Source organism: Streptomyces araujoniae (assembly GCF_050871195.1).
Lineage (GTDB): Bacteria > Actinomycetota > Actinomycetes > Streptomycetales > Streptomycetaceae > Streptomyces > Streptomyces bacillaris.
Genome location: NZ_CP194070.1, coordinates 5643857 through 5665833, shown reverse-complemented (window position 1 = coordinate 5665833; position 21977 = coordinate 5643857). Strand labels below are relative to the sequence as shown.

At 74.5% G+C, this 21977-nt stretch carries 14 protein-coding genes and 1 pseudogene; 1 reads left to right on the top strand and 14 read right to left on the bottom strand.

The window, feature by feature from the left end; genetic code table 11:
- Positions 1 to 67: 67 nt before the first annotated feature.
- The 14 genes and pseudogenes from ACQ9ZG_RS24525 to ACQ9ZG_RS24460 all read right to left on the bottom strand — a co-directional run bounded on the left by ACQ9ZG_RS24525 (position 68) and on the right by ACQ9ZG_RS24460 (position 19459).
- Positions 68 to 1321 carry an MDR family MFS transporter gene (locus ACQ9ZG_RS24525; protein ID WP_109915515.1) on the bottom strand — a complete coding sequence of 418 codons (1254 nt, stop codon included), beginning with the start codon at positions 1319 to 1321 and terminating at the stop codon, positions 68 to 70.
- Positions 1318 to 2451, bottom strand: a complete 1134-nt coding sequence (locus ACQ9ZG_RS24520) for a PLP-dependent cysteine synthase family protein (protein ID WP_109915516.1) — start codon at positions 2449 to 2451, stop codon at positions 1318 to 1320. Before ACQ9ZG_RS24520 ends, ACQ9ZG_RS24525 begins: the two co-directional genes overlap by 4 nt.
- Positions 2452 to 2573: 122 nt before the next feature.
- Positions 2574 to 2933, bottom strand: coding sequence for a hypothetical protein (locus ACQ9ZG_RS24515; protein WP_109915517.1), 360 nt, complete (start codon positions 2931 to 2933; stop codon positions 2574 to 2576).
- 495 nt (positions 2934 to 3428) lie between these two features.
- Positions 3429 to 5333, bottom strand: coding sequence for a helix-turn-helix domain-containing protein (locus ACQ9ZG_RS24510; RefSeq protein ID WP_499281240.1), 1905 nt, complete (start codon positions 5331 to 5333; stop codon positions 3429 to 3431).
- 99 nt (positions 5334 to 5432) lie between these two features.
- Positions 5433 to 6836 carry an MFS transporter gene (locus ACQ9ZG_RS24505; RefSeq protein WP_109917621.1) on the bottom strand — a complete coding sequence of 468 codons (1404 nt, stop codon included), beginning with the start codon at positions 6834 to 6836 and terminating at the stop codon, positions 5433 to 5435.
- 109 nt (positions 6837 to 6945) lie between these two features.
- Positions 6946 to 7743 carry a 3-hydroxybutyrate dehydrogenase gene (locus ACQ9ZG_RS24500; RefSeq protein WP_032754903.1) on the bottom strand — a complete coding sequence of 266 codons (798 nt, stop codon included), beginning with the start codon at positions 7741 to 7743 and terminating at the stop codon, positions 6946 to 6948.
- A gap of 89 nt (positions 7744 to 7832) precedes the next feature.
- The gene (locus ACQ9ZG_RS24495; RefSeq protein ID WP_499281239.1) at positions 7833 to 9266 is read right to left on the bottom strand and encodes a 3-hydroxybutyrate oligomer hydrolase family protein; all 1434 of its coding nucleotides are present in this window, start codon (positions 9264 to 9266) and stop codon (positions 7833 to 7835) included.
- Between the two features lie 26 nt (positions 9267 to 9292).
- On the bottom strand, positions 9293 to 10600 hold the full coding sequence (locus tag ACQ9ZG_RS24490) for an extracellular catalytic domain type 1 short-chain-length polyhydroxyalkanoate depolymerase (protein WP_499281238.1): 1308 nt from the start codon (positions 10598 to 10600) through the stop codon (positions 9293 to 9295).
- A 305-nt stretch (positions 10601 to 10905) separates the two neighbouring features.
- A pseudogene (locus ACQ9ZG_RS24485) lies at positions 10906 to 11538 on the bottom strand (3-oxoacid CoA-transferase subunit B); the annotation flags it as partial.
- Between the two features lies 1 nt (position 11539).
- Positions 11540 to 12310: a CoA transferase subunit A gene (locus ACQ9ZG_RS24480; protein WP_028416463.1), complete on the bottom strand. Its 771-nt coding sequence runs from the start codon at positions 12308 to 12310 to the stop codon at positions 11540 to 11542.
- A gap of 151 nt (positions 12311 to 12461) precedes the next feature.
- A complete protein-coding gene (locus ACQ9ZG_RS24475; RefSeq protein WP_499281237.1) occupies positions 12462 to 14642 on the bottom strand; it encodes an ATP-binding protein in 2181 nt (726 codons plus the stop codon).
- Positions 14639 to 15349: a Pvc16 family protein gene (locus ACQ9ZG_RS24470; protein ID WP_028416461.1), complete on the bottom strand. Its 711-nt coding sequence runs from the start codon at positions 15347 to 15349 to the stop codon at positions 14639 to 14641. Before ACQ9ZG_RS24470 ends, ACQ9ZG_RS24475 begins: the two co-directional genes overlap by 4 nt.
- Positions 15346 to 18540, bottom strand: coding sequence for a hypothetical protein (locus tag ACQ9ZG_RS24465; RefSeq protein WP_499281637.1), 3195 nt, complete (start codon positions 18538 to 18540; stop codon positions 15346 to 15348). The genes ACQ9ZG_RS24470 and ACQ9ZG_RS24465 overlap by 4 nt, the downstream gene beginning before the upstream one ends.
- Positions 18541 to 18772: 232 nt before the next feature.
- On the bottom strand, positions 18773 to 19459 hold the full coding sequence (locus ACQ9ZG_RS24460) for a helix-turn-helix transcriptional regulator (RefSeq protein ID WP_375138269.1): 687 nt from the start codon (positions 19457 to 19459) through the stop codon (positions 18773 to 18775).
- 404 nt (positions 19460 to 19863) lie between these two features.
- Between ACQ9ZG_RS24460 and ACQ9ZG_RS24455 the strand changes: the two genes are divergently transcribed.
- A complete protein-coding gene (locus ACQ9ZG_RS24455; RefSeq protein WP_499281636.1) occupies positions 19864 to 21279 on the top strand; it encodes a COG1470 family protein in 1416 nt (471 codons plus the stop codon).
- The last annotated feature ends 698 nt before the right edge of the window (positions 21280 to 21977 follow it).

The following is a 21977-nucleotide window of genomic DNA, read 5'->3' as shown; positions in this document are numbered from 1 at the left end:
CCGGCGGGGCCCTCCCGCCCGGGCGTTCGCCCGAGGCACGCCGCACCGCGCCCGCCGGTTCCGCCCGTCAGGCGGGGGCGGGCACCGGGGCGGGCCGCAGGTGTCCGCTCCGTTCCAGACCGAGGACCGATGCGGCGCACAGCAGTCCGGTCACGGCCAGGCAGGCCCAGGGAAGCCACCCGACACCGGTGTCGAACACCTTGCCCACCAGCAGGTTTCCGCAGGAGATCACCAGGCCCGACACGGTGTTGTAGGCGCCGTAGTAGGTGGCCACCAGCCCGTCGCCGGACAGGCGTACCACGGTGTCCATCTCGAACGGATACAGCAGGGCCCCGCCCCACGCGAGCAGCGCCGCGCACCCGGCGAGCGCCACGGCGCCCGCCACCCGGCCCGTCGGTCCGGCCGTGGGGGCCGGGACCAGGGGGACGAAGGCCATGCCCATGAGGGCCAGACCGCCGGCGATGGCCCGCGGCCCCGACAGGGTCCGCTTCGCCCAGGCCGTCAGCCGCAGCTGTCCCGACAGCGCGGCCAGGGCCGAGACCGAGAACACCAGGGCCGTGACCGCGCCGGCCTGTTCACCGAACACCTCCCGGGCCCTGAGCGGCAGGGCGAGGTACACCTGGAAGGCCAGCACGTAGGAACCGGACATGGCCAGGGCGAAGAGCAGGAACGGCCGGTCGGCCGCGATGGACCGCCAGTCCGCCAGCACCGACCGCGGTGCTGCCCCCTCCGGCCGTTCGGCCGGTGGCCGCGCCGGCAGCGCCCGGCCCTGGAGCACCGCCAGGACCCCGAAGATCGCCGCCGAGACGAAGCAGACCAGCGTGAAGTCGAAGGCCAGCAGGGCGAGTCCGGCGAGCGGCCCCACGAGGATGCCCGCCTGGTAGAACACGTTGAAGACGGCGAACGCCTCCACCCGCTGCTCCTCCCCCGCGTCGGCGGCGAGGTAGGCGCGTACGGCGGGGTTGAACAGAGCACCCGCCAGCCCGGTCAGCGCGGAGGCCACCACCAGGCTCGGCAGGGTCTGTCCCACGGCCAGCAGGACGAACGCCACGGTCCGCAGCGCGCAGCCGGCCAGGATCATCGGCTTGCACCCGTAGCGGTCGGCCAGCGTCCCGCCGATGAGGAACATGCCCTGCTGGGACAGGTTCCGTACCCCCAGGACCAGGCCGACCGCCCACGCGGCCAGGCCGAGCCCGTCGGCGAGATGATCCGCCAGGTAGGGCATGAGCATGTAGAAGGCGAGGTTGATGGCGAACTGGTTGACCATCAGCAGCCGTGCGGGGGTGTCGAACGTGGCCCATCGGGCGTACAGCCGCTTCACCGGGCCACCACCGCGTCAGGTGACCGCCGCAGCGGGTCGACGACCTCCGTGCACCGCGTCCAACTGGTCGCCAGGCACTCGCCGTACGACGCGACCGTACGGGGTTCCTGCGGGGGCCGGTCCCCCAGCAGACCGTGCTGCTCGCACCAGGCGTCGTCGTAGACCGTGCCCAGGTACCGGTAGGGCCCGTCGGGGAACACGGCGACGATGCGCGTGCCCGGGGACATCGTGCGCGCCGCCCAGCCCGCGACCAGCGCCACGGCGCCCACGCTCCACCCGCCCGACGCATGGTGCCGGCGGGCGAGCTGACGGCACGCCCACACCGCCTCGGCGGGGGCGACCCAGTGCACCTCGTCGAAGGCCGCGTAGTCCACGTTCGCCGGATGGATGCTCGACCCCAGTCCGCGCATCAGCCGGGTGCCGGGCGGCTGGCCGAAGATCGCCGAGCCGACCGAGTCCACACCGATCACCCGCAGGCCGGGGGACGACTCGCGGAGCCCGGCCGCGATCCCGGCGGAGTGCCCCCCGGTCCCCACGGCCGCGACGAGCACGTCGACCCGGCCCACCTGGGCGGTCAACTCACCGGCCAGCGGCCGGTAGGCCGCCACGTTGTCCGGATTGGCGTACTGGTCGGGGCAGTACGCCCCCGGCCGGGCGGCCAGCAGCTCCGCGACCCGCTCCCGCCGGGCCTCCTGCCATCCACCGCGCGGGTGCGGGGCGTCGACCCGGTCGACCTGCGCGCCGAGGGAGCCCAGCAGGCGCACGACGGCGGGCTCCATCCCCGGGTCGGTCACGACCGTCACGGGGTGACCGTAGGTGAGTCCCGCCAGAGCCAGACCGAGCCCGAGCGTTCCGCTGGAGGACTCCACGATCGGAGCACCGCGGCGGAGCTCCCCGCGACCGCGTGCCCGGCGGATCATGTGCAGGGCGGGACGGTCCTTGATCCCGCCGGGGTTGCGGCCCTCCAGCTTGGCGAAGAACCCCTTGCCGGGCTGCGCGAACGGCTGGTCGATCCAGAGCAGAGGGGTGTTGCCGACGAGTTGGGCGGGACGCCGTGCCACGAGCGGGGGCGGGGCGAACGCGACCGGGGCCAGGGCCCCGGAGTCGTCGAGCAGGGAGACGTGGTGCATGAGGTGGCTCCTCCGCGCCGCTGAGGCGCGGCGCAGGCAGATGGCGGTGTGCGGGCGGTGGCGGGCACGCCTGCGGCGCGCCCGCCCTCCGGGGCGGGCGCGGGCGTGCGGGGGCACCGCTCCTACAGCCGCCAGACGCAGAGCAGGGAGGAGTCGAAGGGACGGGCCGGTACGGAAGGACGCGGTCCGGCCCCGCACGGCGTCCGCGACGGGCCCGTGACGGGTTCCGCCACCCGGACCCCGTCGGCCGACGGGCCGGTCGGAGCGTCGTCCGCCGCCCGTGGGCGGTCGACGGAGTGGTCCATGTGACCGTGGTGGTCGTGCTCGTGGAACGGGACGACCCGTTCGGCCGGGGAGTGCGGAGCGTGCCCGCCGGAAGCCGCCGCTGCCGGCCACACCTCGTGCGGAACGGCCCCCGGTGAGGCGTGTGCCGCTCCGGCGAGGTGAGCGGTGACGAGGATGGCCAGCAACGGCAGCAGCACGGACCGGAACGGCCGGAACCGCTGGAGCCGACACCGCCACCTCAAGACCATTCACGAAGAGTATCCGGACCGCTACACCTGGCGATGTCACCGTCCGGTGGATCACCCGTACGAGGGCCCGGCCTCCCGGGGCAGACCGGCATGGCCGCCCGGCCCCGCCCGCTGCCCCGGCGCCTCTGGTGCGGGGGGCTCCGGACGGTCGGCAGGAGGGTGCCGTACTCCACCGTCGGACGAGGGACACATGCGCGACCGCGACAGGGCGAGGACGACCGGAGCCGACAAGGACCGGGCGGCGGGCCGGCAGGCGGCCGCCGGGCCGCCGGTGGTCCGGGCGCGCCGAGGTGGGGGCGCGGCGCGTCCGGGATCATGATGAGCCCCTGGCTGGAGATCGGCCTGCCCTGATCCGGGACGCGGTGGTGCTCCGACGGTCCGGTCCGCTCGGGGTGCCGGACCGTTTCGGGCCCGGACGCGGTGAGGCGCCGACCGCCGCCGGGGCTACGGGCCCTGCGTCAGGCGGTGCAGTCTCAGCGCCAGTTGGATCTCCAGCGTGCGCGGCGGCTCGTTCCAGTCCGGGCCCAGGAGGCGGCCGATGCGCTCCAGCCGCTGCACCACCGTGTTCACGTGGACGTGGAGCAGCGTCTTGGTGCGGGTGAGGCTCGCGCCCTGGGCGAAGTACGCGTCCAGGGTGGTGACCAGGTCCGTGGAGCGTGCCGCGTCGTAGTCCAGGACCGGGCCGAGCGTCCGGCGTACGTATCCGCCGAGATCGGCCTGGTCGCCCAGGAGTACGCCGATGAAGCCCAGGTCCGCCGTGGCCCCGCCGCTCCCGGTGTGGCCGAGCGCGCGCAGGGCGGAGAGGCAGCGGGCCGCCTCGTCGTGGGCGCCGGGGAGCTCGGCCGGGCCGGTGGCGGGTCCCGCCGCGCCGACGGTGACCGGGCAGCCGGCCGCCTGGCCCAGTTCGGCGGCGAGCGCCCGGGCGTCGGACCCCGGGGTGTCGGAGGGGACGACCAGGACGACGTGGTCGTGGTGGAGACCGGCCAGGCCGTCGCGGGCCTGGGCGCTGCGGGCGGCGGCGGCCAGCAGGCGGTGGCGCGGGGCGACCTCGCCGTGGGCCGCGAACACGCTGTGCCGGCGGCCCAGGTCGACGCCGAGGCGGCGGGCCCGGGCGGTGAGGGTGCCCGGGTCGCCGGTGCGCGAGAGCAGGTCGCCCAGCAGCTCTCCCCGGACCCGGTCCTCCGTCTCGGCCACCGAGCGGCGCAGCAGCATCAGGAGCGCGGTGACCACGCTGGCCCGCTCGAAGAGCAGCCGGTCGGCGTCCGCGAGGTCCGCCCGGCCGGTGAGCGCGATGGAGCCGAGGAGTTCGGGCCCGGCGAGGACCGCGCAGACCCAGGTGCCGTCGAGGGGAACGGCCCGGCCCCGGGCCCGGGAGGCGGCGACGGCCGGGGTGGGCGGCGGCTGGGGTCCGGTGCGGGCGCGGGCGAGTTCGGCGCCGTCCGCGTCGTGGATGAGGATGCCGCCGTCCAGGATGTCCGCGAGGGCGGCGGCCACGTCGTCGGCCCCGCCGCCGCGCAGGACGAGGTCGGTGAGCTGGTCGTGGGCCTCCTCGGCCCGGCGCATCGCCTCGCTGTGGGTGCGGATGGTCTCGGAGGCGGCGTTGAGGTCGACGAGCGCGGCCCGGGTCTCCTCCAGCAGCCGGGCCCCGTCGATGGCGATGGCCGCGTGGTCGGCCAGTGAGGAGAGCAGCGCCACCTCCCCGGCGGTGAACTCTCGGGGCGCCCGGTCGGCGGCGTACAGGACGCCGATGATGCGGCTGCCGAGCCGCAGCGGTACGCCGAGGATCGCGCGCAGCCCCTCGTCCAGGACGGCGCTGTCGATGGTGGTGGTGTGGTGGAAGCGGGTGTCGGCCGCGTAGTCGCCGGTGGCGTACGGGCGGGCGGTCTGGGCGACGAGCCCGCCGAGCCCCTCGCCCATGCCGAGCCGGACCCGCTGGAAGGCCTCGGCCACCGATCCGTCGGTGACCCGCATGTAGGTGTCGCCCGCCGCGTCGTCGTTGAGGGAGAGGTAGGTGACGTCGGTGCCGAGCAGGAGTTTGGCCCGGTGGACGATGGCCCGCAGCACGGCGTCCAGGTCGCGGAGGGCGGCGAGGTCGCTGGCGGTGTCGAAGAGGGCGGTGAGCTGGGCCTCGCGGACCCGGTGCTGGCCGAGGGTGCGCCGGATGCGCAGCGCCACGGCGGTGGCCTCGGTGATCTCGGCCAGTTCGGCGGCGGGGGCGCCCGCCTCCCGGGCGGTGGCGGCGGGCCGCTCGAACTCCTCGGCCGCCGCGCCGTGGGCCAGCAGGTCGAGCAGCCCGCGCAGGGCGGTGGCGGAATGCCGGGGTCCGGGGGCTGTCACGCCGGTGAGCATACGGTGGTCGCCTCCCGGGAGTCGGCGGACGGAACGGACGGAGCGGACGGGACGGCCGCTCCCCCGCGCCGCCGGAGCGGTACGGGGGAGGGCGCGGGATCAACGGCCGAGCGGGACCGAGTCCTTGCGGGTGGCGGCGGCCGGCGCGACCGGGACCGAACCGTCCAGGCCGTCCTTGGCCAGGTCGCGGCCCCGGGTCTCCTTCGCGATCCACACGGTCACCGCGGTGACCACGGAGGCGAAGCAGAGGTAGAGGGAGATCGGGACGGAGGAACCGTAGTCCTTGAGCAGTTCGACCGCGATGATCGGGGCCAGCGCGCCGCCGATGATCGAGGCGAGCTGGGAGCCCATGGAGGCGCCGGAGTAGCGGACCTTCGTGTCGAACATCTCGGAGATGAACGCCGCCTGCGGCCCGTACATCGCGCCGTGCAGCAGCAGCCCGACGGTGACGGCGAGGACGATCACCGGGAACGACCTGGTGTCCAGCAGGGCGAAGAAGCCGAACGCCCAGAGCGCCATGCCGATCGCGCCGATCTGGGTGACGGGCCGGCGCCCGAGCCGGTCGGAGAGGGCGCCCCAGAGCGGGATGGTGACGAAGTGGATGGCCGAGCCGATCAGTACGGCGTTGAGGGCGGCGCTCTTGGACAGCTCCAGGTGCACGGTCACGTAGACGAGGAGGAACGCGGTGAGGATGTAGTACGAGATGTTCTCCCCGAACCGGGTGCCGATGGCGAGGAGCACCTCGCGCCAGCTCCTGCGGAACACCTCGACGACCGGGGGCTTCTCCTTGATGCCCGCCGCGGCCTCCTCCTGGGTCCGCTTCTGCGCCTCCAGGAAGACCGGGGACTCCTCGACGGAGATCCGGATCCACAGGCCGAGCATCACGAGGACGCCGGAGAGCAGGAACGGGATGCGCCAGCCCCAGGCGAGGAAGGCCTCGTCGGACTGGACCGCGGCGAGCAGCGCGAGGACACCGGTGGCGAGGAGGTTGCCGCCGGGGGCGCCGGCCTGCGGCCAGGAGGCCCAGAAGCCGCGCCGCTGGTCGCCGCCGTGCTCGGAGACGAGGAGGACGGCCCCGCCCCACTCGCCGCCGAGCGCGAAGCCCTGGACCAGGCGGAGGACGGTCAGCAGGATCGGGGCCCAGACGCCGATGCTGGCGTGGGTGGGCAGCAGCCCCATGGCGAAGGTGGCGCCGCCCATCATGAGCAGGCTGATCACCAGGAGCTTCTTGCGGCCGATCTTGTCGCCGTAGTGGCCGAAGACGACCCCGCCGAGCGGCCGGGCGGCGAAGCCGACCGCGTAGGTCAGGAAGGCCAGGAGGGTGCCGACGAGCGGGTCGCTGCTGGGGAAGAACAGCGTGTTGAAGACGAGCGCGGCGGCCGAGCCGTAGAGGAAGAAGTCGTACCACTCGATGGTGGTGCCGACGAGGCTGGCCGCGACGATCCGGCCGATGCGGCTGGTGCCGGGCGGGGCGGAGGGCTGGGCGGAGGCTGGGGAACCCATGGTGAGTCACCGTGTTTCGTTGGCGGGCGGATCAGGGACGGGGGTGCGGGTGGTGCGGGCCGTGCTCGGTGTGCTCCCGGCTCCGGTGGGGGCCGGAGACGGGTGGGGGTCAGCGGGCGCCCCAGCCTCCGTCGACGGGGAGGGAGGCTCCGGTGATGTACGAGGTGTGGGGGCCGCAGAGCCAAAGGCAGACGGCGGCGACCTCCTCGGGCTCGATCAGCCGCTTGATCGCGGACCGGTCCAGCAGCACGTCGGCCACGACCTCCTCCGGCGCGATGCCGTGGGCGGCGGCCTGGGCGGCGATCTGCCCCTCGACCAGCGGAGTGCGTACGTAACCGGGGTCGACGCAGTTGCTGGTCACCCCGTGCGGGGCGCCCTCCAGGGCGGCGACCTTGCTCAGCCCCTCCAGGCCGTGCTTGGCGGCGACGTAGGCGGACTTGAAGGGGCTGGCCCGCAGGCCGTGCATGCTGGAGACGTTGACCAGCCGGCCCCACCCCCCGGCGTACATGTGCGGGAGGCAGTGCCGCATCAGGAGGAACGGGGCGGTCAGCATCACCTGCTGGATCAGCGCGAACCGGTCCGGCGGGAAGTCCTCGATGGGCGCCACGTGCTGCAGCCCCGCGTTGTTGACCAGGATGTCCACCGCCCTCGGCAGCGCCCCGATCGCCTCGGCGTCCGCGAGGTCCACGACATGGGCCACCCCGCCGGTCGCGGCGGCGACGGCCTTGGCGGCGTCGGCGTCCCGGTCCGCGATGTGCACGAGGGCCCCGGCCCCGGCGAGCGCTTCGGCGGTGGCCCGCCCGATGCCGCTGCCGCCACCAGTGACCAGGGCGGTGCGCCCGCTGAGGTCCACGGCGCGGGCGGCCCGCGCCGTAGGACCGGGCGCTGCGTGAAATTGGCTCGTCATGGCCGGAAACGGTAGAGACACCCGGCCGGACATCCCATGGCACCGGTCGCCATAGTGGCGGCGGCCGGTGTGGGGGCCGCCACCACTGCCTAACCGGTCAGCGGGCAGTACGTGAGCAGCTTCGCCGGGTCCGCCCCGGCGGGCAGCTCCAGCGTGCGGCTGGACGGCGGCCGTACGCCGTGGTCCAGCCAGCGTTCCAGGGCGGCGGAGGCCGAGCGGTGGCACGGCACCAGGGGGCGGACCCGGCCGGGGAAGGCGTCGGCCAGCGAGTCCACGTGCGTGCCCGCCTCGACGCGGTAGTACCGGTGGAGATGGCCCCGGCCCTCCCGCCGCACCAGCTGCGCGTAGACGTCCGAGCTGCGGGAGATCGGCAGGAGCACGTCGTAGGTGCCGTGGAAGGTGATGAGCGGCTTGCCGATCCGGCCGGTGAGGGCGATCTTGGCGACGGCCCTGCGGACCTGCTCCGGCCGCTCGGCGTAGACGTAGTCGGCGTCGCAGGCCGGGGTCCCCGGGGCGCAGAACGGCGTCCCGGCCTCGGTCGCCCCGTCGAACTCCGGGTCCAGCTCCTCCCGGTAGATCCGCTGGGTGAGGTCCCAGTAGTACTGGTGGTGGAAGGGCCAGAGGAACTCCGAACCGGCCGGGTATCCCGCCGCCGTCATCGCCCGGTGGGCTTCCCCGGCGCCCGCGCCCCCGGCCGCGTACGCCGGGTAGTGCCGGAGGGCGGGCGGCAGGAAGGTGAGGAGGTTCGGCCCCTCGGTGCGCCAGAGGGTGCCTTCCCAGTCGATGCCGCCGTCGTACAGCTCGGGGTGGTTCTCCAGCTGCCAGCGCACCAGATAGCCGCCGTTGGACATGCCCATGGCCAGGGTGCGGGCGGGCGCGCGCTGGTAGCGGCGGGCGACCACCTGGCGGGCGGCGCGGGTGAGCTGGGTGACCCGGTGGTTGCCCTCGGCCAGCGCGTCGCCGGGGGTCTCGCCGTCGCGGTGGAAGGCGGCGCCGGTCGCGCCCTTGTCGGTGGCGGCGAACGCGTAGCCGTTGGCGACCGCCCAGTCTCCGAAGGCCCGGTCGTTGGCGTACTGCTCGCGGACGCCGGGAGCGCCGGAGACGACCAGGCCGCCGTTCCAGCGGTCGGGGAGGCGGATGACGAACTGGGAGTCGTGGTTCCAGCCGTGGTTGGTGTTGGTGGTGGAGGAGTCGGGGAAGTAGCCGTCGATCTGGATGCCGGGGACGCCTCGCGGGGTGGCCAGCCCCTCCGGGGTGAGCCCGGCCCAGTCGGCGGGGTCGGTGTGGCCGGAGGCGACGGTCCCGGCGGTGGTCAGCTCACGCAGACAGGAGGCTTGCTGGTGTTCGGCGCCCGGGACTCTCAGCGTGCCGGCGCGGGTGCAGTGGCCGGGGCGGGCGGTGTCCTGGGGCGGGGGCGCGGCGGTGGCCGGGGCGGCCGTCCAGGCGGTCAGCGCGGCCGCGGCGAGGGCGGCGGGGCGGAGCCACCGGCGGGGGCGGGGGTGGTGCGGTGGGTGAACTGGCATGAGTCAGACCTCCGTTGGGTGATCGGTTACGGGCAGGAGCCGGTGGCGATGGTGTAGTGGCCCGGCGGGGTCTCCTTGAGGGTGCGGGTCACGAAGGTGTTGTAGAGGCCGAGGTTCTGGCCGGAGCCCTTCGCGTAGGCGTAGCCGCCGGTGGTGGTGGCCCGGCCCGCGCGGACGTGCTCGTAGTTGCTGGCGGTCCAGCAGGCGGCGGGCTCGGTGGGCGGGTCCACCGGCGGCTCGGTGGGCGGCTCGGTCACCGTGCCGTCCAGGCCGAAGAACCGGGTGATCCAGTAGCTGGAGCAGATCGACGCGATGAAGTGCTGGGTGCCGGTGGCGCCGCACTGCTGGGGGCCGGTGCCCGGGGCGACCGGGGTGCCGTGGCCGATGCCGGGCACCCGGTTCACCTCGACCGCCGTCCGCCCGTCGGCCGTGACGTACTCGCTCCTGCGGGTGTTGTCCGGCGCGAGCGCGGAGGTGCGGTCCGGGGTCTGGCCGAGGCCGTGGACGGCCGTCCACTGGTCGCGCAGTTCGTCGGCGTTGCGGGGGACGACGGTGGGGTCGTTGTCGCCGTGCCAGATCGCGACCCGGGGCCAGGGTCCGGCGTACCCGGGGTGGGCGTCGCGGACGGCCTGCGCCCAGGCGGCGGGGGTGCGGTCGGCGCCGGGGCTCATGCAGCCGAACGCGGAGATGACGTCGACCCCGCAGCCGTACGGGATCCCGGCGACGACCGCCCCCGCCGTGAACACCTCCGGGTAGGCGGCGAGCATCACCGAGGTCATCGCCCCGCCCGCCGAGAGCCCGGTGACCTGGACGCGGGCCGGGTCGGTGCCGTACGCGGAGGTGGCGTGGGCGACCATCTGCCGGATCGAGGCGGCCTCGCCCCGGCCGCGCCGGTTGTCGCCGGTCTGGAACCAGTTGAAGCACTTGTTGGCGTTGTTGGCGGTGGTGGTCTCGGCGTAGACGACCAGGAAGCCGTGCCGGTCGGCGAAGGTGTCGAGCCCGGAGTTGTCGGCGTAGAGCTGCGCGTTCTGGGTGCAGCCGTGCAGGGCGACGACGACGGGGGCGTTCGCGGGGAGCGCCGCGGGGCGGTGGACGTACATGGTCAGGGCGCCGGGGTTGGCGCCGAAGTCCGTGACCCGTTCGAGGGCCGCGGCCGCCCGGGGGACCGCCGCCCGGGCCTCGGTGGCCGGGGCGACGGGCGCGGCTCCCGTGGCGAGGGTGACGGCGGCGGCGAGCGCGGCGGCGAGGCGGCCCAGCGGGCGCCCGCCGCGCGGCCGTCCGGTCCGTGCTGCTGGTGCCGGTGGTGCGGGGTGCGATGGCGTGACGTACGGCAACGTGACCTCCCGTGGTCCGGCGGCGGCACCGCAGGACAGTGCCGCCGAGGTCCGTCACCGTAGGAAGCGCGCGGCGGGCCGGGTAATGGCGGTGCGCCCCACAACCCGGCCCGGAAGGCGGCGCCGCCACCCGTTGTGGGAGCGCGCGCCCGCTGCTACGGACGTGCGATGTCCGACGCCGGACGTACGGGTTCCGGGGCCGGGCGTACGGGCTCCGGGGGCAGCCCTACGGATTCCGGCGCCGAGCATGCGGGCTCCGGGGGCAGCCCTACGGGTTCCGGGGCCGAGCATGCGGGCTCCGGCCGCAGCCGTACGGTCAGCTCCGCGCCCGTGGCCGCCCGGACCTCGTCGACGGTCACCCCGGGCGCGACCTCCCGCAGCACGAAGCCGTCGGGGGTGACGTCCAGGACCGCGAGGTCCGTGACGATCCGGTGGACGACGCCCCGGCCGGTGAGGGGGAGGGTGCACTCCCCCACCAGTTTCGGTGAGCCGTCGCGCGCGGTGTGTTCGGTCACCACGATGACGTGCCGGGCGCCGTGGACGAGATCCATGGCCCCGCCCATCCCCTTGACCACCTTGCCCGGGATGACCCAGTTCGCCAGGTCCCCGGTGGCGGAGACCTGCATAGCCCCCAGGACCGCCACGTCGATGTGGCCGCCCCGGATCATCGCGAAGGAGAGCGCGGAGTCGACGCAGGAGGCGCCGGGGAGCAGGCTCACGGTCTCCTTGCCCGCGTTGATGAGATCGGGCAGGACCTCGCTCTCCTCGGGGTAGGGGCCCACGCCCAGCAGGCCGTTCTCCGAGTGGATCACCACCTCCACGCCCCCGGGCAGGAAGCTGGGGATCAGGGTCGGCAGGCCGATGCCGAGGTTGACGTAACTGCCGTCGGCCAGTTCGCGGGCGGCCCGGGCCGCCAACTGCTCACGGGTCAGCGCCATCTCAGGCCTCCACGCGTACGGTCCGGCGCTCGACGCGCTTCTCGGCCCAGGGGTCGCCCGGTTCGACGGGGACGACCCGCTGGACGAAGATCCCGGGGAGGTGGATGTCGTCGGGGGCGAGTTCGCCGGGCTCGACCAGCTCCTCCACCTCCGCGACCGTGACGCGTCCGGCCATCGCGGCCAGGGGGTTGAAGTTGCGGGCGGAGGAGTGGAAGCGGAGGTTGCCGTGCCGGTCCCCCACGGCCGCCCGGACCAGGGCGAAGTCGGTGGTGATGCCCTCCTCCAGGAGGTGTTCCCGGCCGTCGAAGACCCGCCGCTCCCGGGGCGGCGAGGCGACGGCGACCGAGCCGTCGGCCCCGTACCGCCAGGGCAGTCCGCCCTCCTCGATCCAGGTGCCCGCCCCGGCCGGGGTGTAGAACGCCGGGATGCCCGAGCCACCGGCCCGCAGCCGCTCGGCCAGGGTGCCCTGGGGGACCAGCTCCACCTCCAGCTCCCCGTGCAGGTACTGCCGGGCGAACTCCTTGTTCTCCCCCACGTACGAGCTGGTCATCCGGGCGATCAGCCCCGCCCGCAGCAGCAGCCCGAGGCCCCAGTCGTCCACCCCGCAGTTGTTGGACACCACCCGCAGCCCGCCCGCGCCCCGCTCCAGCAGGGCGTGCACCAGCACGCCGGGGATGCCGCAGAGCCCGAAGCCGCCGACCGCCAGGGACGCCCCCGGCCCCACGTCCGCGACCGCTTCCGCCGGGTCGGCGACCACCTTGTCCCTACTCATCCATCGGCCCTCCCGCCGCATCGACTGCGCACGAGACTAGGAACGGGCGACGGGGTACGGCGATAGCGTCCGGCCACACAGCGCCGCCGGTCCGGGTGGTGGCCGCAGCGGGGTCCGGCCCGTGGTCCACGCCCCGTACGGCCGCCGGCTCCTACCGCCCCGCGCGCGCCCGTTCCTTCGCCAGCCAGGGGCCGAACTCGCTCTCCAGCACCAGCCGTCCCAGCTTCCGGTACTCCTGGAGCACCGCCGTGACGAGCTGGTCCATGGTCAGCGGGGACCGGGACTCGGCGGCGAGGTAGGCGGCGGTCACCGCGCAGGCCCGGATCGAGCCGCCCGCCAGCTCGAAGCGGCCCGCGCAGAACTCCAGGTCGAGCGCGGGGTCGCGGGGGATCGCGGTGCCCAGGCAGCGGTCCCAGAGGGCCAGGCGCTGTTCGGCGTCGGGCATGGGGAACTCCGCGATCACGTCCAGGCGGCGGGTGAACGCCTCGTCCAGGTTGGCCCGGAGGTTGGTGGTGAGCACGGCGATCCCGTCGAAGGACTCCATGCGCTGGAGGAGGTACGCGGACTCCATGTTGGCGTGCTTGTCATGGGCGTCCTTGACCTGCGACCGCTTGCCGAAGATCGCGTCGGCCTCGTCGAAGAGCAGGATACCGTTGACGTCGGAGGCCTCGACGAAGATCCGCTCCAGGTTCTTCTCGGTCTCCCCGATGTACTTGTCCACCACCGTGGAGAGGTCGACGACGTACAGCTCCATGCCCAGGTCCCGGGCGACGACCTCGGCCGACATGGTCTTGCCGGTGCCGGACCCGCCCGCGAACATCGCGATGACCCCGCGCCCCCGGCCCCCGCCCGGCCGCATCCCCCACTGCCCGAGCACCTGTTCGCGGTGGCGGGCGCGGAGGGCGAGTTCGGTGAGCTGGGTGCGGGTGGCCGGGGGCAGCACCAGGTCGTCCCAGCCGACGGCGGGTTCGATGCGGCGGGCGAGCCGCTCCAGACCGGCACCGTTCTGGGCCCGGACCGCCGCGCGCAGGTCGTCCGGGTGGACCGGCCGCCGCTCCGCCAGCGCCAGCCGGGAGGCGACGGTGGCGGCCTTGCGCAGCTGGTCGGAGTCGAGCCGGTAGGAGGCGGTGGCCTCGATCAGGCGGTCGTCGGCGGTCGCCTCCGTTTCCGGCAGCCCGACGGTCCGGGCCGCTTCCGCGAGCGCCTGCCGCCACCGGCGGGCCGCGCCGGTCGGGCCCGGGGGCGGCACGGCGACCGGGACGGGGCTGTCCCGGGTCCAGAGCGGGTCCCAGTTCCTCTTCCCGTACGCGATCAGGGGCGTGCCGCTCACCGCCGTACAGAGGGAGGCCAGCAGGCGGGCGCCCTCCGGGCGTTCGGGGTCCAGCGCTTCGAGCGGGCCGAGCACGACACCGCCGTGGGCGAGGCGCGCCTCGGTGGCCAGCGCCCCCGCCAGTTCGGCCGTGCGTTCCCCGGCCGCCGCGAGGGCCGCGATGTCGACGACGAGCGGGCGGCGGCCGACGGCCCCGAGCGCCTCGACGGCCAGCCCTGCGGGGTCGCCGCCCCGGTCGAGCAGATGCACCAGACCGCTGCCGGTGGCGAGGGCGGCGGCGATACGGCGGGCTTCGGGGCGGTCGCCCACGGAGTCGGCGGGGGCGGGCACCTGGACCAGGCCGCGCAGCCTGCTGTCCGGTTCGTCGTCGCCGAGAAGATGGGCGGTGACCCGGTCGGGGACCCTCAACGCGCGGGAGAGCAGCGGCCGTTCGAGGTCCGTGATCTCCAGCAGGCCGCCCGCGACGAGCGGGGCGGAGGGCTGGAAGCGGAAGCGGCCGGAGCCTGCGGCGGGCAGCCCGCAGAGCTCCAGCGCCAGGCCGATGGCGGGCCTGCGGCGGGTCAGGTCGTCGTTGAGGTAGCCGTAGAGGCGCTCGAAGCGGGGGTCGATGTCCGGTGCTACGGCGACCAGCAGGAGTTCGACGTCGAGCGGGAGGAGACCGAAGCTCCGGGCCAGCCGGTCGAGCCGGGAGCCGGGGTGCGGGGCAGGGGTCGACGAGTCAGCCGACTGCCCTGTGGTGCGGGGCAGTTGATCGGCTCCGTACGCCGTCTCCTCCCGGCCGTACGGCGGTACCGGCGCGAACGCGTCCCGTGACTCCAGGACGCGTTCCACCGCCTCGGGCGTGAGGTACTGCCCCCGGTACGGGTCGTCCGGCTCCGGGTCGGTGGCGCGGCGGGCCGCCACCGCGTGGCGGACCCGCTGCTCGACACGGGCCAGCCGCTCCCACAGCACTTCCACGTCCCCGGCCTCCGGGACGGGTGGTGCGCTCTCGGTCACCGTCATCGTGCCGCACTCCCCCGCTTCCGCCGCCCCGGCGGCAGTTGCCTCTCCCGCTCGGCGGCGAAGCCGTCCGCCGGCAGGTCGCCGTCCGCACCCTCGTACCGGAGCCGGCGGCCCGGGTCGTCGCCCGCCGTGCCGTCCACGGCGGGCGCGGCCTTCATCACCAGGCCCTCGGTGACCGGCGGTCCGGCGGGGGCGCGTTCCCCGGCGAGCGGGGCGAGGACGCGCAGGTCGATCGCGGCCTTCAGCTCGCCGCCGAGCGCGGACCAGACGTCGGAGGCGGACGGGCCGTCGGTGCGCGGGCCCGCCGCCTCCAGTTCGACGGTGAGGCCGAGTTCGGCGAGGCTGCCGGTCAGCATGCCCGCGGGCAGCACGTCGTGGCGCATCAGACAGCGCAGCACCTCGGAGAGCAGGCGGTGTTCGTCCTGGGGCCGGTTGGTCCAGGCGGTGACCAGATAGGTCAGTTCGAACCAGCGGGGCGGGGTGCGCCAGCCGATGACCATCCCGTGTTCGTCGTGCTCCTCGGCCGTGCCGGTCCGCCGCCGGCCCGCGTTCTCCCGGATGCCGTGCAGGAAGATGCTGATCGTGGGCGCGTTGCGGCGGGCCGACCACTCCTTGGTGGGAGCGTCGAAGACCAGGTCGACCCCGCTCTCCTGGAGTCCGGCGTCGACCAGCAGCAGCCTGAGCCCTTCGTCGACTTCGTGGATCATCGGCGGATCACCTCGTCCGGCGGGGTGATGGTGCCGAGCACCACGAGGAAGTCGGTGGTGACCGGGGAGAAGCCGGGGCCCTTCGCCGTGATCGTGCGCGGGCCGGTCCGGTCCTTGGGCAGGATCAGCAGCTGGGCGATGAACGTGCCGTCCGGATCGGGGAAGGTCGGCGCGGCGGGCGCCGTGAGGCCCGGGTTCCAGCTGAACCGTACGGGCGCCCCGGGCGGGAAGTCCTTGCCGCGCACCGAGGTGACGAAGCCGGGCTTGCCGACGGCGGGCACCGAGACGATCCGGGGCTGGAGGATGCGCAGCGGGATGCGGGAGACGTTGTCGCCCCGGTCCGCGTCCGTGCCGGTGGTGGTGAGGGTGGCCGTGATGCTGGTGCGCAGGGCGCGGTCCGGGGAGAGGACGACGCGTACGACGGTGGAGGCGCCGGGCGCCAGGTCGCCCAGCGCGCACTGCCCGGCCGCGCAGCCTGCGGGGAGCGGGCCCGCCGGGATGTTCCCGGGGAGGCCGAGGCGGAGCCGGAGGCCGGTGGCGGAGGCGTTCGCGCCGTTGCGCACGGTGTACGTCACGACGACCTTGCCGCCGACGTAGCCGGGGCTGGGCTGGGCCCGCACCACGACGCCGGGACCGGCCGGGGGCGCGGGCGGCAGCGGGGCCGGGGGCCGCGGGGCGGGCGGGCGCGGTGCCGGCGGCGGGGGCGGGGCGGGCGCGGTGGTGGTGGGCGTGGGGGCCGGGGTGGTCGGGGTGGGCGTGGGAGGTGTCGGGGTCGGCGGGGTGGGCGTCGGGGTCGGCGGGGGGACGTCCTGGACCGGTACGAGGGTGCCGGTGGCGTTGTCCGTCGGGTTCGGGTCGAGCACGGCGCCGGTCACGGACCAGCCGACCGGCTGGTCGCCCCGGGTCACACCGGTCAGCCGGGCGGTGACCTCCACGCTCGCGCCGGGCGGGACGGTGCCCAGGTCGCACTGGGGCGACCCGGCCCCGCAGCCGCCGGATGCGGTGGTGAGCTCCTCCAGCCGTACGCCGGGCGGGGCGTCGGCCGTGAACGTGGTGCGGGGCGAGGGCGAGGGGCCCCGGTTGACCACCGTGACGGTCACCTCGACCGAGGAGCCGACCTCCACGGCGGGCCCGGTGGGCGGGGCGGTGACGGCGAGGTCGACGGACTGCTGGTAGCTGGGCTCCTTCTGGCGTCCGGCGTGGTCGTTCTCCAGGGGGGTCAGCTGACCGGAGGCGAGGTCGAGGACGGAGAGCTGCTCCATCGAGTTGACCGGCTGCTCCCGGCGGGAGGTGAGCACGAGCTGGCTGCCGTCCGGGGACCAGGCCACGTCACGGGGCTGGAAGGGGCCGGTGGCCGTGGTGTCGGGGATCTCCTGGTCGCAGCCGTCGGGGTCGTCCCGCTGGGAGGAGGGGAGCACGACCCGGCAGCCGCCGCCGCTCAGCGGCTTGATCAGGACGCCCGCCCGCTCGTTGATCCGGCCGCCGCCGTCCTTGCGGTTGAAGGCCACCCGCGTACCGTCCGGGGAGAACGCCGGGCTGTCGTCGATGACTTCGCAGTCGCCGTAGCAGTTGGTGGAGCTGAGGTCGCGCTGCTGGTCGAGCCGGTCCACCGGGACGGTCCAGATGTGCTTGTTGCCGCCGTTGCCGTTGATCACCTGGGTGCGGGTGAAGGCGAGGTTGAGGCCGTCGGAGGACCAGGTCGGCTGGGCGTCGCCGCCCTGCTGCTGCCCCTCGGGCGGGCGGATCTCGTCGAGGATCGCGCCGGTGGCCACGTCGGCGACGAGGATGCGGCCGGGGCCGGCCGCCCCGCCGACGCCGCCGGGCGAGGTCCGGGTGAACGCCAGTTTCGTCCCGTCGGGCGAGAAGGTGGGGTCGGTGTCCCAGTCGCGCTCACCGCGTCCGGCGAGCGGCAGGGCGGCGGCGTCGGTGCCGTCGGCGTCGACCATCCAGATGCGCTGGATGCGCGCGTCGGCGGGGCCCTCGAAGCGGGTCACGACGATACGGCGGCCGTCGGGCGTGTAGTTCTGCCGCTCGGTCCACGGGTCGAAGCCGTCCGCCGGGTCGAACAGCGGGTCGTTCGCCGGGTCGGTGTTGGTGCGGGCGGCCGGGTCCTCGCGGAGGATGGTGAGGCCGAGGTCGCGGGGGTCGGAGCCGTCCTGCCGTACGTCCTGGAGCGTCACGGTGGTGGCCGCGTCGGCGGTGATCCGGGTGACGACGACGGAGCCGGAGTCCGGCGGACCCAGCCAGGTGGGCGGGCCGACCTCGCGGTCCTCGGTGAGGAGTTGCTCCGGGGGCTCGTCGGTGAAGGCGGTCACCCGGTAGACGTGGTCGAAGTCGTCGCAGCCGCAGACGTGGAAGGGGCTGAGGAAGAGGAGCCGGTCGCCGTCGGGGAGCCAGGAGACCCCGTGGCTGCCCCACTCGGCGTGGCCGCCCGCCAGCAGCGGCCGGTCGGTGCCGATGCCCTCGGTGACGCGGAGCCGGTTGCCCTTCTCCGGGTCGGGGTCGGTGATGTGGGTGTACGCGACCCGGGCGCGGTGGGTGGCGTCGTCGACCGGGTTCCAGGACGGGTCCTTGGCGTCGCCGGGCGGGCCGTCGCTGATCCGGGTCTGCGGGCCGCCCTCGAAGGCCCGCTCGTATATCTGCCAGCCGCGTGCGATGTCCCCGTCGCAGGCGTACGCGATGCGGCTGCCGTCCGGCGAGAAGGTCGGGGACTCCTCGTTGTCGGGGGTCGTGGTGAGCCGCCGCAGGTCCGAGCCGTCGATGCCGACCGCCCACAGGTCGCGCTGGGTGGAGCCGCCGGGGCCGCCGGGTTCGGCGGAGTCGAAGACCACCGTCCGCCCGTCCGGGGAGAGTTCGGGGTTGCCCGCGTCCCGGTCGGTGGTGAGCCTGCGTACGGTGCCGTCCGCGTCCCGCACGTACACCTGGGGGCGGACGCTGTCGCGGAGGCTGGTGAAGACGAGGACGTCACCGCGGGCGGAGGGGTCCTGGTCGTAGTGGGCGGGGCCGTCGCCGAAGAGCGGCGTGGTGGCCTCCGGGTCCGTGACCCGGCCCAGGCTGCGGTGCTCCGTACCGGCGAAGGCGATCCGCCCGGCCTGCGCCGGGTCGTCGGAGGCCTCGGCGGCGACCGCCTGGCGCGCCCCCTGCGGAGCGGCGGCCGAGCCGACCACCAGCAGCGGCGCCAGCAGCACCACCGCGCCCGCCAGTCGGCCCCACCGGGAATGCTTCCACCGGGGTTGCTTCGCCGGGCCAGCAGTGCCGGTCACGGCCCACCTCACAGTCTGTCGATGACGCTCCACGCTCCACACTTCCTGTGGAGCATCGCGCCCCGGCGGGCAGCAGAACAGGCCCCGAGTACCCGGAGCGGGGGAAGGGACCGCTGCCCTTTGCGGCGCTCCCCTGCCCCCGACTCCGGTTCCGGGGTGCTCAGATCAGGCCGTGCCGCATCGCGTACCCCACCGCGTGGGCGCGGTTGCGCAGGTCGAGCCGGGTCGCGACCTCGTGCAGCACGTTCTTGACGGTGCGTTCGGAGTACGAGGTCTTCCGCGCGATCTCCGCCGTGTCGTAGCCCTCCGACACCAGCCGGATCATCTCCGCCTCGCGGGCGGTGAGGGTGGAGAGGGTGAGTCCGCGCGGGTCCAGGACGGTCCGCTGGAGGCTGCTGACATGGTCCAGGAGCTTGCCGAGCAGATCGCCGGGGAGGACGCCCTCGCCGTTGGCCATCGCCTTGACCAGGTGGATCAGCCGGTCCTGGTCGGCCTCGCCGCGCCGCAGCACGGCGGCGACCCCGCACTCGATCATGGTCTGGAGCGCGCCCGACTCGAAGAAGCCGACGACGAGTCCGGTGCGGGTGGAGGTGTTGCGCTGGAGGCGGTGGAGGAGCTGGACGGTCTGGTCGTCCACCATGTCCACCACCACCAGGGAGACCTGGGCCCGGTCGGCCTCGGCCTCCGGTATCAGCTCGATCTCCGGGCGCGTGCGGAGCTGGTGGATCATCCCGGTCTGGAGGATCAGGTCCTCCGCGTAGACCGCGACGGTGACCCGGCCGCCGGTGCCGGTTCCGACGCCGGCCGCCGTTCCCGTACCGGTGGCCGTTCCCGTGCGTGCTCCCATGCCGGTGCGTGCCCCCATGCCCGTGCCGGTTCCTGTGCCGGTGGCGGGGGCGGTCGGCGCGCCCGTACCGGTGCCGGTGTCCGCGCCGGTGGTGTACCGGGCGGCCCGCTGGGCCGCGTCGGGCCTGCGGTGCTGCCCGCGTTCGGTGTTCCTGCTCTTCGTCTCTGCCGTTGTCATCGTTCCGCGCCGTCTTCTTCCTCAGGTACTTCCGCCCGATATGCCTGGTCCACTCCCGCGGTCGCCCGTCTTCGGCAGGGGGCACGGGCCCGGGGCGGGGCCTGCGGGCCCCCGGACCGGTGTGCGCTCGGGGCACCGGCCCTGCCCGCCCGTTGCCCTCGCGACCCTGCTGCGCGGCCGGCCGGGCGGCCTACGGTCGCAGGGTGACCACATCTGCCGAACTCGAAATGCCCACGGTGACGGTGTCGCCCGGCGGTACCGCGACGACGACGCTGACCGTGCGCAACGACGGTGACATCGTCGAGGCCTACACGCTCGAAGTCGTCGGCGACTGCGCCGCGTGGAGCACCGTCGAGCCGGCCCGCGTCTCGCTCTACCCGGGCACCTCCGAGACGGTGACCCTCACCTTCGCCCCGCCCCGCTCGCACGAGGTCCGGGCGGGCGGGACCCCGCTCGCCGTGCGCGTCCTGCCCGCGGAGCACCCGGAGTCGGTGGTGGTCCCGGAGGGCACGGTCACCGTGGAGCCCTTCCACGAGCTGCGCACCGAGCTGGAGCCGCTCCGCCGCCGGGGCTGGCTGGGCGCCCGCTTCCGTACCGCCGTGCAGAACAACGGGAACACCCCGGTCGACGTGGCCCTGACGGGCCGGCAGGACGGAGAGGAGCTGCGGCTCGGCTTCACGCCTGCTCAGAAGCGGCTGGAGCCGGGCGAGTCGGCCGAGATGAAGCTGAAGGTCCGCGCGGCCGAGCTGATCTGGTTCGGTGAGCCGGCCACCTGGCCGTTCGAGGTGCGGGCCGCCGAGGCCGACGCGCCCGTCGAGGCCGCCGAGCCCGCCGTGGTGGGAGCCGCGGGGGCCCCGGGCCCCCCGGGGGCCGCCGGGGCCGAGGAGCCCGCCCGGCCGGAGCCCGTACGGCAGGAGCCGGGCACTCCCGACCTGCTGCGGCCCGAGCCGGTCCCCGGCGAGTTCCTCCAGCTGCCGGTCCTGCCCAAGTGGCTGCTGATCGTGCTGGCCGCACTGCTCGCGCTGCTGCTGGCCTGGTTCGCCCTGGTCCGGCCCGCGGTGAAGAGCACCGCGAAGCAGGCCGCGACCGAAGCCGCGCAGGAGGAGGCCGCCCGCGGCGAACAGCAGCAGGGTTCGGCCACGCCGGGCGGCCCGGACGACCCGGCGGGAGGCCAGGGGCAGGGCACCGGTCCGGACGGCCAGGGCACGCCCGGGGGCAGCGGCGGTTCCGGTACGGGACCGGGGACAGGGACCGGTCCGGGCGGTACGGGCACCGGGGGCGCCCAGCAGAGCTCCGCGACGATCGACGTGGAGAGCCAGGCCGGCGGCCCCGAGGTGGCTCAGACGTACCAGGTTCCGCCGGGCAAGGTGTTCGGGATCACGGACCTCGTGGTGGCGAACTTCCAGGGCGACGAGGGGGTGCTGACCATCTCCTTCGGAGAGCGGAAGATCACCACCATCGCGCTGGAGACCTTCCGCAACCAGGACTATCACTGGGTCACCCCCATCCAGATTCCGGAGAACGCCACGGTCACCGCCGCCGTCACCTGCACCAAGCCCGGCACTCCGGCGACCGGAACGCAGGCTTCGGGCTGTCATCAGGTGGTTAACGTCAGCGGTGTACTCAGCGATCTCGCACGGTAGAACACAGCGGGAAAACAGCGCCGGGCCTCGCGCCGCCACCTTCGGTGGCGGCAACGCCTTTCAGTGACGACAAGAGCAGAAACCGGCCGCCGGGGGAAACCCGGCGTGCCGGGCGGTGGCGGATTCATCCTCCCGAATACGTCAAAGGTCTACACCAGTTCGGTCATCTGGGACGCCCGGCATCCCGAGAAGAATATCCGGTTCCGGCCGAGCGGTTCACGAACGAGCCTGCTCAGAGGGGTTCCTGACGGTTCGAGGAGAGACGGCGGGCGCCCGATCGGAACCTTCGGACGCCCGCTTCCCTCCCCGGAAATCGGCCGGACGACCGCACCTTCTGGGCGCATTCTGGCCGAATACCGCCAGGCCTCGGAGATTGCCGGGCCACCCCCGTACGCAATTGGGCCACTCCGCGTTCATCTACGAAAAGAGATGCCGAACACCCTCCCCCGGCGAACCGGAATCATTCCCTCCGAGGAATCCCCCGGCCATATCCGCCGGCACCGGCCCGACCGGAACTGTTCCGTGATCCGCAGTTCGCCTCCCGTTCGTCCCGGCCCGGTCGGAATATGCCCCTCCCGATGGTGGCGGGCGCGCATCCGGCCAGTGGCGCGGGCGGCCCGCCGAGGGCAGCTTTCGCCGCCGCGAAGGTGCCCGGGAAGGCAGCGCCCTTGCCCCGCGCCCAGGACTTCCGGACCTAC

What these genes read in the sequence shown, in the direction of transcription:
- ACQ9ZG_RS24520 (WP_109915516.1), bottom strand. Translation starts at nt 2,451, where the DNA reads ATGCACCACGTCTCCCTGCTCGACGACTCCGGGGCCCTGGCCCCGGTC.
- ACQ9ZG_RS24510 (WP_499281240.1), bottom strand. Translation starts at nt 5,333, where the DNA reads ATGCTCACCGGCGTGACAGCCCCCGGACCCCGGCATTCCGCCACCGCC.
- ACQ9ZG_RS24505 (WP_109917621.1), bottom strand. Translation starts at nt 6,836, where the DNA reads ATGGGTTCCCCAGCCTCCGCCCAGCCCTCCGCCCCGCCCGGCACCAGC.
- ACQ9ZG_RS24500 (WP_032754903.1), bottom strand. Translation starts at nt 7,743, where the DNA reads ATGACGAGCCAATTTCACGCAGCGCCCGGTCCTACGGCGCGGGCCGCC.
- ACQ9ZG_RS24495 (WP_499281239.1), bottom strand. Translation starts at nt 9,266, where the DNA reads ATGCCAGTTCACCCACCGCACCACCCCCGCCCCCGCCGGTGGCTCCGC.
- ACQ9ZG_RS24480 (WP_028416463.1), bottom strand. Translation starts at nt 12,310, where the DNA reads ATGAGTAGGGACAAGGTGGTCGCCGACCCGGCGGAAGCGGTCGCGGAC.
- ACQ9ZG_RS24475 (WP_499281237.1), bottom strand. Translation starts at nt 14,642, where the DNA reads ATGACGGTGACCGAGAGCGCACCACCCGTCCCGGAGGCCGGGGACGTG.
- ACQ9ZG_RS24470 (WP_028416461.1), bottom strand. Translation starts at nt 15,349, where the DNA reads ATGATCCACGAAGTCGACGAAGGGCTCAGGCTGCTGCTGGTCGACGCC.
- ACQ9ZG_RS24460 (WP_375138269.1), bottom strand. Translation starts at nt 19,459, where the DNA reads ATGGGAGCACGCACGGGAACGGCCACCGGTACGGGAACGGCGGCCGGC.
- ACQ9ZG_RS24455 (WP_499281636.1), top strand. Translation starts at nt 19,864, where the DNA reads ATGCCCACGGTGACGGTGTCGCCCGGCGGTACCGCGACGACGACGCTG.